The sequence below is a fragment of the Pseudomonas yamanorum genome, from assembly GCF_900105735.1.
Lineage (GTDB): Bacteria > Pseudomonadota > Gammaproteobacteria > Pseudomonadales > Pseudomonadaceae > Aquipseudomonas > Aquipseudomonas yamanorum.
Window position 1 is genome coordinate 6,928,177 of the sequence record NZ_LT629793.1, and the last position, 12,566, is coordinate 6,940,742.

The 12,566-nt window shown below is 61.0% G+C and carries 13 protein-coding genes; 8 read left to right on the plus strand and 5 right to left on the minus strand.

All coding sequences use genetic code 11. From position 1 onward, the window contains the following. The first annotated feature begins 94 nt into the window (after positions 1-94). Complete coding sequence (gene msrA, locus BLU46_RS32020; RefSeq protein ID WP_093209859.1) at positions 95-790, plus strand: peptide-methionine (S)-S-oxide reductase MsrA; 696 nt, start codon at positions 95-97, stop codon at positions 788-790. Positions 791-794: 4 nt separating this feature from the next. Here msrA and BLU46_RS32025 read toward each other — a convergent pair whose 3' ends face one another. The 3 genes from BLU46_RS32025 to BLU46_RS32035 all read right to left on the minus strand — a co-directional run bounded on the left by BLU46_RS32025 (position 795) and on the right by BLU46_RS32035 (position 3,801). Further along, positions 795-1,226 (minus strand): nuclear transport factor 2 family protein, encoded by a 432-nt coding sequence (locus BLU46_RS32025; protein WP_063030306.1) that lies wholly within the window; start codon positions 1,224-1,226, stop codon positions 795-797. A 212-nt stretch (positions 1,227-1,438) separates the two neighbouring features. Beyond that, a complete protein-coding gene (locus tag BLU46_RS32030) occupies positions 1,439-2,389 on the minus strand; it encodes an alpha-E domain-containing protein (protein WP_076013496.1) in 951 nt (316 codons plus the stop codon). Between the two features lie 2 nt (positions 2,390-2,391). Next, complete coding sequence (locus BLU46_RS32035) at positions 2,392-3,801, minus strand: circularly permuted type 2 ATP-grasp protein (RefSeq protein ID WP_063030304.1); 1,410 nt, start codon at positions 3,799-3,801, stop codon at positions 2,392-2,394. Between the two features lie 399 nt (positions 3,802-4,200). Here BLU46_RS32035 and BLU46_RS32045 point away from each other — a divergent pair, with 399 nt between their 5' ends. The 3 genes from BLU46_RS32045 to BLU46_RS33115 all read left to right on the plus strand — a co-directional run bounded on the left by BLU46_RS32045 (position 4,201) and on the right by BLU46_RS33115 (position 5,183). Then, on the plus strand, positions 4,201-4,746 hold the full coding sequence (locus BLU46_RS32045) for a hypothetical protein (RefSeq protein WP_063030302.1): 546 nt from the start codon (positions 4,201-4,203) through the stop codon (positions 4,744-4,746). Positions 4,747-4,818: 72 nt separating this feature from the next. After that, positions 4,819-5,031, plus strand: coding sequence for a hypothetical protein (locus BLU46_RS32050; RefSeq protein WP_063030300.1), 213 nt, complete (start codon positions 4,819-4,821; stop codon positions 5,029-5,031). 11 nt (positions 5,032-5,042) lie between these two features. After that, a complete protein-coding gene (locus BLU46_RS33115) occupies positions 5,043-5,183 on the plus strand; it encodes a hypothetical protein (RefSeq protein WP_167410157.1) in 141 nt (46 codons plus the stop codon). 3 nt (positions 5,184-5,186) lie between these two features. Here the strand turns inward: BLU46_RS33115 and BLU46_RS32055 are convergent, their stop codons facing one another. Both BLU46_RS32055 and BLU46_RS32060 read right to left on the minus strand, forming a co-directional pair. Beyond that, complete coding sequence (locus BLU46_RS32055) at positions 5,187-6,533, minus strand: cation:proton antiporter (RefSeq protein WP_063030298.1); 1,347 nt, start codon at positions 6,531-6,533, stop codon at positions 5,187-5,189. A 57-nt stretch (positions 6,534-6,590) separates the two neighbouring features. Continuing rightward, positions 6,591-7,517 (minus strand): LysR family transcriptional regulator, encoded by a 927-nt coding sequence (locus tag BLU46_RS32060; RefSeq protein WP_093209863.1) that lies wholly within the window; start codon positions 7,515-7,517, stop codon positions 6,591-6,593. Between the two features lie 111 nt (positions 7,518-7,628). Here BLU46_RS32060 and BLU46_RS32065 point away from each other — a divergent pair, with 111 nt between their 5' ends. The 4 genes from BLU46_RS32065 to BLU46_RS32080 all read left to right on the plus strand — a co-directional run bounded on the left by BLU46_RS32065 (position 7,629) and on the right by BLU46_RS32080 (position 12,433). Then, positions 7,629-8,612: an aldo/keto reductase gene (locus tag BLU46_RS32065; RefSeq protein ID WP_063030294.1), complete on the plus strand. Its 984-nt coding sequence runs from the start codon at positions 7,629-7,631 to the stop codon at positions 8,610-8,612. Positions 8,613-8,681: 69 nt separating this feature from the next. Further along, positions 8,682-9,473 carry a CDP-diacylglycerol diphosphatase gene (locus BLU46_RS32070; protein WP_093209865.1) on the plus strand — a complete coding sequence of 264 codons (792 nt, stop codon included), beginning with the start codon at positions 8,682-8,684 and terminating at the stop codon, positions 9,471-9,473. 103 nt (positions 9,474-9,576) lie between these two features. Further along, the gene (locus BLU46_RS33410; protein WP_093209867.1) at positions 9,577-11,571 is read left to right on the plus strand and encodes an aminotransferase class I/II-fold pyridoxal phosphate-dependent enzyme; all 1,995 of its coding nucleotides are present in this window, start codon (positions 9,577-9,579) and stop codon (positions 11,569-11,571) included. Positions 11,572-11,596: 25 nt separating this feature from the next. Further along, positions 11,597-12,433 carry a transporter substrate-binding domain-containing protein gene (locus BLU46_RS32080; protein ID WP_063030288.1) on the plus strand — a complete coding sequence of 279 codons (837 nt, stop codon included), beginning with the start codon at positions 11,597-11,599 and terminating at the stop codon, positions 12,431-12,433. The last annotated feature ends 133 nt before the right edge of the window (positions 12,434-12,566 follow it).

The following is a 12,566-nucleotide window of genomic DNA, read 5'->3' on the forward strand; positions in this document are numbered from 1 at the left end:
GTGGATTCAACATCGCTATCGCAGCGATGCGGCGACCCGACAAGCCAGCTCCCACCGTTGACCGCGTTTATTCTGATGTTTCGGAGTGACTGAGATGAAACTGTTTAAGTACTTACCCGCCCTGGCGTTCGCCGCCTTTGTCGGCCACAGCTCGGCGTTCTCTTTCGGCCCGTCCGACGACGCGGTGGTGATTGCGCCGCCGGCCATGGACCTGCCGGCAGACTCGAACAACCTGCAAACCGCCGTGTTCGCTGGCGGCTGCTTTTGGGGCGTGCAGGGCGTGTTCCAGCATGTGCTAGGGGTGAAAAATGCGGTCTCCGGCTATGACGGCGGCGCGGCCAGCACCGCCCAATACGACAGCGTCAGCGGCGGCGATACCGGCCACGCCGAATCCGTCGCCGTGACCTACGACCCGGGCAAGGTCAGCTACGGCAAACTGCTGCAGATCTACTTCTCGGTGGCCCACAACCCCACGGAACTCAACCGCCAGGGCCCGGACAGCGGCACGCAGTACCGCTCGGCGATCTTTGCCCAGAATGCCGAACAGCAAAAAGTCGCCCAGGCCTACATCGCCCAACTCGACGCCGCCAAGGCCTTCGACAAGCCGATCGTGACCCAAATCGAAATGGGCAAGGCCTTCTACCCGGCGGAGTCCTATCACCAGGACTTCCTGACGGAAAACCCGTCCTATCCGTACATCGTGATCAACGACCTGCCGAAGGTGGCCCAGCTGAAAAAACTGTTCCCTGAGCAGTACCGCGCAGAACCGGTGCTGGTGAAAAACCAGTAGACATTCAGCCCTTGGCTTTCGCCAGGTAAGGCGCCAGGCGCCGGCCCATTTCCTCACCCAGGGCTTGCAGCCCGCTCAAGGGGCGGATCATCACTTCAAACTCGATGATCTGCCCTTGTTCGTTAAAGCGAATCAGGTCGATGCCCTTGAGCTGCTTGTCACCCACGCGTGCGCTGAATTCCAGCACCACGCTTTGACCATCGGCGGTGGCCAGCTCACGGTGGTAGGTGAAGTCTTCAAAGACGTTGAACACGGTGTTGAGGATCATCGACACCACGGGCGCGCCGGGGTAGGGCGTGTGGGCCATGGGCGAGCGGAAGACTGCGTCGGGGGCCAGCAATTCGGGGAGGGCCTTGAGGTCACCGGCAACGAGCATGGCGTGCCAGCGCTTGAGGCTGTGGGCGGCCTCGGGAGATAGGTTCAGTTGTTCGGACATGGTGGGCACCTGTTCTTATGATGGGCGGGGCGTTGCACCCCACCAACATAAGAGCGGCACCAGGGCCGGATCAATGATCCGAAATGACAGTTACATGATTGAGCCGCACATCACAGCCGTCACGATCGTTCCTGCGCTCTGCGTCCGCTTTTGAAGGCGTGACGCGGAGCGTCAACGGATTCATTCCCACGCGGAGCGTGGGAACGATCACATCAGACGACTTCAAGGTAGGAGCTATGAATCGCCCGCGCCAACTCCCGCACGGTATCGATAAATTCCGTCAGCCGGCTGTGGAGTCCGTCTTCCAGAATTTCATCAATCCCGGTATACCGCAGCCGCGCCTCAAACTCCGCCGCCAAACGCTGGGCCGTACGCCCATAGCTCCCCGGCAGGTCCGCGAGGATATGGCTCAACTCTTCAATACACGCATGCAACGAGCGTGGTACATCGCTGCGCAACAGCAACAATTCCGACACCGACCGCGCGTTCAACGCATTCGGGTACAGCTCGGTATACGCCTCAAACGAAGACAGCGCCCGTAGCAACGCACTCCACTGGTAATACCCGCGTGCCGAAAGGTCGCTGACTTCCTCAGACTCTTCCCCAAACATCTCATACCGCGCGTCCAGCAACCGCAAGGTGTTATCCGCCCGCTCGACAAAGGTGCCGAGCCGAATAAACCGATAGGCGTCGTTGCGCATGATTGTCCCGGATGTCGCCCCGCGGAACAGGTGCGAACGCTGCTTCACCCAGTCGCAAAAATGGCTGATGCCGTGGCGGGCCAAGCCGCCGGCCGCAATGCTGCGCATCTCGAGCCAGGTGGCATTGAGGTTTTCCCACATGTCGGCGGTGATCCGCCCACGTACCGCGTGGGCGTTACCCCGCGCAGCCCGCAGGCAGTTGTAGATGCTCGCCGGGTTTTCCTCGTCGAGGGCGAAGAAATGCAACATGCGCTCGGCGTCCAACTGCTTATGGCGCTCGAGGTAGCTTTCCAGGGTGCCGCTGCTGAGCAGCGACATGGCCAGCTCGTCGAGCCCGTCACTGCGCCCGGCCTGGGGCATCAACGACAGCGAATAACTGACTTCGAGCATGCGTGCCAGGTTCTCGGCACGCTCCAGGTAACGGGACATCCAATACAGATCTGCGGCGGTTCTACTCAGCATATTCAGCCCTCCACCACCCAGGTGTCCTTGGTTCCGCCGCCTTGCGACGAGTTGACGATCAATGAGCCTTCGCGCAGTGCCACGCGGGTCAAGCCTCCGGGCACCAGGCGGGTTTCCTTGCCCGAGAGCACGAAGGGCCGCAGGTCGATATGTCGTGGCGCGATGCCGTTTTCGACAAAGGTCGGGCAGGTGGACAAGCTCAGGGTCGGTTGGGCGATGTAGGCGTGGGGTCGGGCCTTGATGCGTTGCCGGAAGTCTTCGATCTCGGCGGCGGTAGAAGCGGGGCCCACCAGCATGCCGTAACCGCCGGAGCCCTGGGTTTCCTTGACCACCAGTTCCGGCAGGTGGGCGAGCACGTGGGACAGTTCATCCGGTTTGCGGCACTGGAAGGTCGGCACGTTTTGCAGGATCGGCTCTTCATCCAGGTAGAAGCGAATCATTTCCGGCACATAGGGGTAGATCGACTTGTCATCCGCCACGCCGGTGCCGATGGCATTCGCCAGCACCACATTGCCCGCGCAGTAGGCCGCAACCAGGCCGGGCACGCCGAGCATCGAGTCGGGGTTGAAGGCTTGCGGGTCGAGGAACGCGTCGTCGATACGGCGGTAGATCACATCAACGGCCTTCGGGCCATCGGTGGTGCGCATGAATACCTTGAGGTCGTGCACGAACAGGTCCGCGCCTTCCACCAGCTCCACGCCCATTTCCCGGGCCAGGAACGCATGTTCAAAAAACGCGCTGTTAAAGCGGCCCGGCGTCAGCACTACCACGTTGGGGTTGTCCAGGCGGCTGGAGCTTTTCAGGGTCTTGAGCAGCAGGTTGGGGTAGTGGTCCACCGGGGCGATGCGTTGCTTGGCGAACACCTCCGGGAACAGGCGCATCATCATCTTGCGGTCTTCGAGCATGTAGCTCACGCCGCTGGGAGTGCGCAGGTTGTCTTCGAGCACGTAGTAGGTGCCGTCGCCATCGCGCACCAGGTCGACCCCGGAGATGTGCGAGTAGATATCGCGGTGCAGGTCGAGGCCAACCATGGCTTTCTGGTAACCCTCGTTTCCGAGGACTTGCTCGGCGGGGATGATCCCGGCCTTGATGATGCGCTGGTCGTGGTAGATGTCGGCGAGGAACATGTTCAGCGCATTCACCCGCTGGATACAGCCGCGTTCGATGACGCTCCACTCACTGGCAGGGATGCTGCGGGGAATGATATCGAAGGGGATCAGGCGCTCGGTGTCCTGCTCGTCGCCATACAGGGTGAAGGTGATCCCGGCGCGGTGAAACAGCAGATCGGCTTCACGGCGGCGCTGGGCCAGCAGTTCTGGCGGCGTATTGGCCAGCCAGCGGGAGAATTCCTGATAGTGCGCACGGCAAACGCCTTGTGCGTCATTCATTTCATCAAAGAAAGATCGAGCCATTCCAATTACCTTGTCAGTGCCGGGACTAACTGCGCTTTGGCACTGCCGCTTTAGAAAACGCATTTTTTTATGAGCCCGTGGCTGATGGTGCCAGCAGGCCTGGTCCTTACTTTCTTTTGGGGTGGGCTCTGGGTCGAGAGGTAACGATTGCTCCTGTATCCGGGCAGATGAATGGATAAAGCAATGCCTGTGCCGAAACCCCTGTAGGAGCGAGCTTGCTCGCGAAAAACCTGAGAACACCCCGTTCAGTCAGGATGCCAGCGGTATCGTTGACGCCCTTCGCGAGCAAGCTCGCTCCTACAGGGGGCGGGGCGTGCTCCAATTTGGCGCATTAACAAACTTGAACTTCGCGCCGGCCTGATTCTTCTAAAGGGTCCCAGTCCAGCACGGAGCACGGATGTGCCCAGAATCATTTCACCCGACACCCCGGAATCGAGCCTGACCGACCACAGCGAACACAACGCGAAGATTTTCGGCTCACCCAAGGACCGTCTCGATTTCTACCGGCGCGAGATCCAGTACGAAACCAGCATCCTGGCCAACCGTACCGACGCCTACCTTACGGCGCAGTCGTTCCTGGTGATCGCCTTCGTTTCCGGCATGGGCAACCTCAATCCGGAATGGGGCAAGCTGTTCACCCTGGTGGTGCCGGTATTCCTGGCCCTGCTGGGCATCCTCAGTTCCCTCAACGCCTGGCCGGGCATTCGGGCGGCCTACGACATCATCGATCACTGGCACTACAAGCAGAGCGAACTGCTGCGCAGCGAGCCGGTGATGGGCATGGCCTATGACGAGTCGCCTCTGTTTTCCGAGATGGAGTCGTCCCACAAGGGCTATCGCAAGTCGCTGTTGTTTTCGATGCGCGCGCCGTGGCTGTTCATGGTGTTCTGGGTAATCCTGGGGGCCTATGCGTTCTATATCCAGGTGGACAATCCCGGCTCATAAGCAATTGGAACTTCACCCACCCGCACAGGACCTTACCTTTACGCAGTCTGCGTTTTCCAACAGAGGTGAGCCATGAGCACAGACAACGACCCGCAAACCAGCAACCGCAACGATCCTGCCATCGACCGCGGCGAACCGGCGCCAGGCACCGCGGCCGACGCACCGAAAGACCCGAAGCCTGCCAGCGACCCAACGGCCAAGGAAAACGACTACAGTCCTGACTTCAAGCCCGAGCGCGAGCCCAAGCCTGAAACCGATGCCGATATCGATACCCAAGGCGGTTAGAGGAGACGGTCATGTCAGTTGAAATTGATGAAGACGATGAACTCAATGACCCGGGCAACGAAGACCCGGGTTCATTGATGGATGATGCCGAAGTACCGCTTAACGACCTGGATGATGCCGCCGACGTCGGCAATATCGAAAACCAGGAGTAGACGTCATTGTTGTGCCTGGGCACGTCGTTCATACCACACCAGCATCGGCTGCGTGCTGAGACCATGAACGACGATGCTCAGGGCAATGACTGACAGCGTCAGGTTCACCGCCACCGCGCTACTGGTTCCCACCAGCCCGTGGTTGATGGCGTAGAACAGGTAGTAGATGCTGCCGATCCCGCGAATCCCGAACCAGCCCACCAATCCGCGCTGATGGCCATTGAGCAAGGTGCCCCAGGGTATCGACAGCACGCTGAGGGGCCGGATCACGCAAAACAGCAACGCGCCCACCGCCAGTGCCCGCCAGTCCCAATGGCTGACCAGTACCACCCCCAGCAGGGTCACTAGAAACACTTCCATCGAACGCTCCACCAGGCCGCCGAAGGCGAGCATATCGCCCATCATCACCCCAGCGGCGATCTGCGTGTCTTGCAGTTGCCCGACGTCTCCATGCAACGCATGCTCCGGCTCCACTTCCATGTGGCCAACCACGGGCTGGGCGAGATGCTCGGCGGGGGTTTGTGAATTGCCGGTGGACTTGAACTCGGCCTGGCGCAGCCCGAGGCCGGCGGCGAATACCGACAGAAAGCCGTAGCCGCCGATGGCTTCAGCCACCACGTAGGCCAGGGCGATCAGGGCCAGCGTCAGGTAATCATTGGGTGACAGTGTGCTGTCGGCATTGGTAATGCGCATTTTCAGGGTGATACGACCGATGCCCCGGCCCATCCAATACCCTACCAGCAGCCCGGCAGGTACGGCCCAGAGCAGGTTTTTCAGGACCCAGCCGCCAAGCCAGTCACCGTCGAAGCCGCCGTGCTGCATGAAGATCAGCGCAAAGATCACGAAAGGGAAGGCCGTACCGTCGTTCAGTCCGGCCTCGCCTGAGAGGCCGAAGCGCAGCGAGTCATAGTCCTGAGCGTTATTCACCTGGACCAGGCCTGCAAGCACTGGGTCGGTGGGCGCCAGAATCGCCCCCACCAACAGCGAAACGCCCCACGACAACCCCAGCAGCCAATGCAGCGCCAGGCATGTGCCGAGGATGGTCAAGAGCATCACGGGCCCGGCCATCCCAAACGCAATGCGCCAGGTTCGGTGCTTGAGGGGCAGGCGCAATTTCAGCCCGCTGACAAACAGCGAAAACAGCACCGCGACTTCCGTCAGGTGTTCCATCCAACGGGCGGAGCCCTTGATGTCCAGGTGCAGCAAGTCCATGCCCAACGGGCCGATGCAGATACCCAGCAGCAGGCAAACAGCCGAGGTAGTGACCGGCATCCAGCGCAGGTAGGAGGAGGTGAGGGCCAGGATGAGCAACACTGCGCCGAGTACGGCCATCCATAAAATAAAAGTCATCGAGCATGCACCAGGCCGTGGTCTATCCCGGTTTGAGGACCACCGCCTGGCACAGGTTCAATGTGATTCCAGCCACGGCGAGCCGGTGGTTTTCAGACGGATCATGTCGATCAGTTGCCGCAACCCCGGCTGCGACTGCCGGCGGCTCGGGTAGTACATGCACAGCGGCGCGCCGATGCAGACCCAGTCGGGCAACACCTGCACCAGACGGCCGTCTGCCAGTTCCGACAGCACGCGATTCTCCAGGCAATAGGCGATGCCCACGCCTTGCAGCGCTGCGTCGACGATGGTTTGTGTGTCGGCCGCACTGAAGTGGCCAGGCACGTCGAGACGCTGCTGGCGGGGGCCGTTGCCCAGCTCCCATTTGTAGGTGGTCTTGTCGCCCAGGTACATGCGCACGCAAGAGTGCGCGAGCAAGTCCTTGGGTACCGAAGGCGTTCCGGCCTGCTTGAGATACGCGGGGGAAGCGACCATGATCCAGCGCAGCTCGCCCGTCAGCGGTACGGCCACCATGTCCTGGGGCACCGTGGCGCCATAGCGGATACCCGCGTCGTAGCCTTCGGCGACGATGTCGAGCATGCGGTCATCAATCATCACGTCCAGGCGCAATTGCGGGTAAGCGCGGGTGAACTCTCCCAGGATGGGCGAGACAAGCAACACCGCCGCATCCCGTGGCACGTTCAGGCGTAGTCGGCCGATCGGCGCCTCGCGGTACAGTTCAAGGGTGTCGAGGCCGTCCTGAATCGTCGCAAAGCCGGCACTGAGTTTTTCCGCGAGCACCACGCCCGCATCGGTGGGCTCCACCGCACGGCTGGTGCGATAGAGCAACTTGACCCCCAGGCGGGTTTCCAGGTTGCGCATGGTGTGGCTCAGGGCCGAAGTGGTGACGCCCAGCTCATGGGCGGCATGCCGGAAACTGCGGCGACGGATGATCGCCATGAACACATTCAGGTCGGCCAACTCGGAACGGTTGAACGCAGCCATATCAAGCACCTTTTATAGGGGTTGGGTTGCACGCGCCGTTGAGCCCGATTCAACCACGGATGATCTAGAGTAATCGTTTTTTTACTGATTGTTTCTGGCGGAGGCTTTTTCATGAGTATCGAAACCATCAAGATCCCGGGCATCGACAAGGCCGTTTCGCGGATTGCCCTGGGCACCTGGTCCATGGGCGGCTCGATGTGGGGCGGTGCCGATAATGAGGTCTCGATCAAGACCATTCGCCATGCGCTGGACAGCGGCATCAACTTTATCGACAGCGCGCCGGTCTACGGTCTCGGACTGTCTGAAGAACTGATCGGCCGCGCCCTGCACGGTGTGCGCCACAACGCTGTGATCGCCACCAAGGCCGGGCTGCAATGGGACGATGGCACCGTGCGCCGCAACGCCACGGCCCAGCGCATCCGCAAGGAAGTCGAAGACTCGCTGGTGCGCCTGGAAACCGACTACATCGACCTCTACCAGATTCACTGGCCCGACCCGCTGGTGGCCCAGGAAGAGACCGCCTGCGAACTGGAAAAACTGCGCCGTGAGGGCAAGATCCTGGCCGTGGGTGTGAGCAACTATTCGCCCGCGCAAATGGATGACTTCCGTCAGTACACCCACCTGGACACGGTGCAGCCACCCTACAACCTGTTCGAGCGGGCGATCGACAGCGACATCCTGCCGTACGCCAAGCAAAACGCCTTGGTGGTATTGGCCTACGGTTCGCTGTGCCGAGGCTTGCTGACCGGCAGCATGCACGCCGCCACGCGTTTTAACGGGGATGATGTGCGCAAGCTCGACCCGAAATTCAAGGCGCCACGGTTTGAGCAATACCTGGCGGCGGTGGCGGCATTGGACGTGTATGCCCGCGAATGCCACGGCAAATCAGTGCTGGCCCTGGCATTACGCTGGGTGCTGGACCAGGGCCCGACGATTGCGCTGTGGGGCGCCCGTCGTCCGGACCAACTGAAAGGCATCGAGGACGCATTCGGCTGGCAGCTGAGCGCCGACGACCTGCAACATATCGACCGTATTCTCGCCAGCACGATAAAAGATCCGGTAGGGCCGGAATTCATGGCCCCTGCCCAGCGTTAACCTTTGCGACAGGGATGTCTGCGGTTGCAAAACAACAGAAGACATCCCTTTGGCGTTGAGGTTTTTGGCATGAAGCGCGGTACCGTATTCAAGACTGTCAGTGGTTTGTTGTGTGTGGTGGCATTGGCGGGCGCCTGGAAGTGGCGGGGCAATCCCGATGCGCTGTGGCAGATCGTCAGCCGCCAATGCGTGCCTGATCAGAACCAGCACCTCAACCCCAGCCCGTGCCTCAAGGTCGACCCGGCGAAAGGCTTTGCACTGCTCAAGGACCTCAACGGCCCGTATCAGGATTTGCTGATCCCTACCGATAAAATCACCGGCATCGAAGACATCGCGCTGACCCGGAACCTGCTGCCCCATTACTTCGCCCAGGCCTGGAAAAACCACGATGTACTCTCCGCCGGCCTGCAAACACCGATTGCCGACCGCTTTGTGTCGCTGGCGATCAACTCGCGTTATGGCCGCTCGCAAAACCAGTTGCACATCCATATCGCCTGCCTGCGGCCCGACGTGTTCAACGCCCTTAACGAACGCGCCGCGACCCTCAACGAGCAATGGCAAACCCTGCCGGTAAAACTGCTGGGGCACACCTATAGCGCCCGCACCATGTCGGCAGCGGACTTCGACCTGCGCGACCCGCTGGCGATCTTGAATGAGTACGCGCAGGCCCAGGGCGACGCCATGGCCAGCTACAGCTTGCTGCTGACACCGGGTGCAAATGGCAACTTCGTGCTGCTGACCACGCGGTTGACGCTCAAGGAATGGAACCTGGCGTCTGCCGAAGAGCTGCAAGACCACCAGTGCAACCTGATGGGCAAACCACCACAACGACCTGTTTTAGCTGTTAACGACATCCGGTGAAGTTTGCCGTTGAACGAGTGTTCAGTTTCAATTATGTTGGCTGCACCCCCTGCCTGGTAACAGGCGGGCTTGCGCTTTTTCTGATTGAACGAGAGGCACTGGCATGCGGTTTTCACCCTTTGTTGAGCGAATTGCAGGGCAGGGCGTAGCAGCCTGGGACATTCACCACGCCGCCTTCCAGGCCAGCAGCAAAGGCGAAGACATCATTATCCTGAGCGTGGGCGACCCGGATTTCGCCACACCCTCGTTCATCACCGACGCCGCCGTCGACGCCCTGCGCCAGGGCGACACCCACTACACCGAAATCCCCGGCCGCCCGGCACTGCGCGACGCCATCGCCGCCCGCTATAGCCAGTCTCTGGCGCGCCCGCTGAACGCCGAAAACGTCATCACTGTGGCCGGTGCGCAGAACGCCTTATTCGTCACTTCACTGTGCCTGTTACAGGCCGGTGATGAAGTGCTTGTCCTCGACCCGATGTACGTCACCTACGAAGCCACGCTCAAGGCCAGCGGCGCGACGCTGGTGCGGGTGCCGTGTTCGGCCGACTCGGGTTTTCGCCTCGACCCGGCACTGCTGGCCGCCGCCATCACGCCTCGTACTCGGGCGATCTTCTTCTCCAACCCCAACAATCCCACCGGCGTGGTGCTCAGTCCCCAGGAGCTGCAAGCGATTGCCGACCTGGCGATCGAGCATGAACTGTGGGTGGTGGTAGACGAGGTCTACGAAAGCCTGGTGTTCGATGGCGAGTACCACAGCCTGGCGGCGCTGCCGGGCATGGCCGAACGTTGCATCGTGATTGGCAGCCTGTCCAAATCCCACGCCATGACCGGCTGGCGCATCGGCTGGATCGTCGCCGAACCGGCCATGGTTGCCCACGCTGAAACCCTGGTATTGAGCATGCTCTACGGCTTGCCAGGGTTTGTGATGGAAGCCGCGACGGCTGCCGTACTGGCCCACGATGAAGTCACTCAAGGCATGCGTGAAACTTACCGTCGCCGCCGTGACCTGGTGGTGGCGGGCCTCAGCGGTTGCCCGGGCATCCACGTACGCGCTCCGCAAGCCGGCATGTTTGTGCTGGTGGATGTGCGGGACACCGGCCTCAGCTCCCTGGATTTCGCCTGGCGCCTGTTTCGCGAAGCGGGGGTATCCGTGCTGGATGCTGCGGCGTTCGGCGAGCCGGCCCAGGGCTTTGTGCGGCTGTCGTTCACCCTGGGTGAAACCCGGCTGGCGGAAGCCTGTGAACGCATCAGCCGCTTCGTCGCCAAGCTCGCCGCTGAACCACCCATAGCGCCTGCGGCGAAAATCATCAGCGTGCAGCCGGTTGCGGCGAAGAAGATGATCGAGGTGCTCGACCTGCACAAACGCTTCGGCAATATCGAAGTGCTCAAGGGCATCTCCCTGACGGCCCACGAAGGCGAAGTGATCTCGCTGATCGGCGCCAGCGGCTCGGGAAAAAGTACCTTGCTGCGCTGTATCAACATGCTCGAAGTGCCGGACCAGGGCAGCATTCATGTCGACGGTGAAAGCATCAAGCTTAACTACGGCCGGCCCGGCGCACCGCTGGTGGCCGACGCCAAACAGCTGGTACGGATTCGCTCGACACTCGGCATGGTGTTCCAGAATTTCAACCTGTGGCCCCATCGCACGGTCCTCGAAAACCTTATCGAAGCGCCGATCCAGGTGCTGCGGGAAAGCCGCGCCGAAGCCATCGAACGCGCCGAAGCCTTGCTCGACCGGGTAGGCCTGGCCGCCAAGCGCAACGAATACCCGGCGTTCCTCTCCGGCGGCCAGCAGCAAAGGGTGGCCATCGCCCGCGCCCTGGCCATGCGTCCCAAAGTCATGCTGTTCGACGAACCCACTTCGGCCCTCGACCCGGAATTGGTGGGCGAAGTGTTGCGGGTGATTCGCTCCCTGGCGGAAGAGGGCCGCACCATGATCCTGGTGACCCATGAAATGGCGTTCGCCCGGGACGTGTCATCCAAAGTCGCGTTTTTGCACCAAGGCCTGATCGAGGAAACCGGCTCGCCGGACTCGGTGTTTATCGACCCACGCAGTGAACGTTGCCGGCAGTTCGTCAACGCGCATCAAACTCGCTAACTCCAAAAAAAGACGGGGCAAGATCATGAAATCCAAACGATTGGCAAAGTGGTTGAGCAGTGCAGTGTTGATGCTGGCGGCAGGTACGGCGTTGGCGGCGGAGAAACCCATTGTGTTCGCGGTAGCGGCGGAACCCTACCCACCGTTCACGGTGAAGGGCGGCAACGGTGAATGGTCCGGCTTTGAGGTGGATCTGATCCACAAGCTCTGCGGCTTGATGAAGGCTGAGTGTCAGATCAAGGAAGTGGCGTGGGACGGGATTATTCCTTCGTTGCTGGCGAAGAAAATCGACGTGATTTTCTCCTCGATGTCGGTCACCGAAGAGCGCGAAAAACAGATCGCTTTCAGCCGCGCCTACTACGACTCGCTGCTGGGCATTGCCGGCCCCAAGGGCACCACTGTCGAGGTCACGCCGGCGGGGTTGAAGGGCAAGATCATCGGCGTACAGATCTCAACGGTCAGCGCCAACTACCTGAAGAAATACTACGAGAACATTGCTGACCTGAAGTACTACGACACCCAGGAATCGGCCAACGCCGACCTGATTGCCGGGCGCACCGACCTGATGATGGCCGACGGTGTCGCCATCGCCATGATGGTCAAGACCCCTGAAGCCCAGGGCCTGGCGGAAATCGCCGAAGTGCCTTACGACCCGATCATCGGTCGCGGCGTGGGGGCTGGCCTGCGCAAGGAAGACACCGAGCTCAAGGCCCGCCTGGACAAAGCCATTGGTGAGTTGCTGGTGAGCAAGGACTACGCGGACCTCTCGCAGAGCGTGTTTGGTGTGTCGGTCAGCCCGTGCAAAAGAGCCGATACCCCGGCGTACGTCAGCAAGGTATGTGACAGCCCCTACACAAACTAACCCGGTAGAAAGGGAGTGCTTGTGGCGAGGGAGCTTGCTCCCGCTGGGGTGCGAAGCGCCCCCAAAAAATGGGCCTGCTGCGCAGTCCAGCGGGAGCAAGCTCCCTCGCCACAGGGTCACTGCGTGTCATCGA

Coding starts and splice junctions, on each gene's coding strand:
- msrA (WP_093209859.1), top strand. CDS start 95: ATGAAACTGTTTAAGTACTTACCCGCCCTGGCGTTCGCCGCCTTTGTC.
- BLU46_RS32025 (WP_063030306.1), bottom strand. CDS start 1,226: ATGTCCGAACAACTGAACCTATCTCCCGAGGCCGCCCACAGCCTCAAG.
- BLU46_RS32030 (WP_076013496.1), bottom strand. CDS start 2,389: ATGCTGAGTAGAACCGCCGCAGATCTGTATTGGATGTCCCGTTACCTG.
- BLU46_RS32035 (WP_063030304.1), bottom strand. CDS start 3,801: ATGGCTCGATCTTTCTTTGATGAAATGAATGACGCACAAGGCGTTTGC.
- BLU46_RS32050 (WP_063030300.1), top strand. CDS start 4,819: ATGAGCACAGACAACGACCCGCAAACCAGCAACCGCAACGATCCTGCC.
- BLU46_RS33115 (WP_167410157.1), top strand. CDS start 5,043: ATGTCAGTTGAAATTGATGAAGACGATGAACTCAATGACCCGGGCAAC.
- BLU46_RS32055 (WP_063030298.1), bottom strand. CDS start 6,533: ATGACTTTTATTTTATGGATGGCCGTACTCGGCGCAGTGTTGCTCATC.
- BLU46_RS32060 (WP_093209863.1), bottom strand. CDS start 7,517: ATGGCTGCGTTCAACCGTTCCGAGTTGGCCGACCTGAATGTGTTCATG.
- BLU46_RS32065 (WP_063030294.1), top strand. CDS start 7,629: ATGAGTATCGAAACCATCAAGATCCCGGGCATCGACAAGGCCGTTTCG.
- BLU46_RS32070 (WP_093209865.1), top strand. CDS start 8,682: ATGAAGCGCGGTACCGTATTCAAGACTGTCAGTGGTTTGTTGTGTGTG.
- BLU46_RS33410 (WP_093209867.1), top strand. CDS start 9,577: ATGCGGTTTTCACCCTTTGTTGAGCGAATTGCAGGGCAGGGCGTAGCA.
- BLU46_RS32080 (WP_063030288.1), top strand. CDS start 11,597: ATGAAATCCAAACGATTGGCAAAGTGGTTGAGCAGTGCAGTGTTGATG.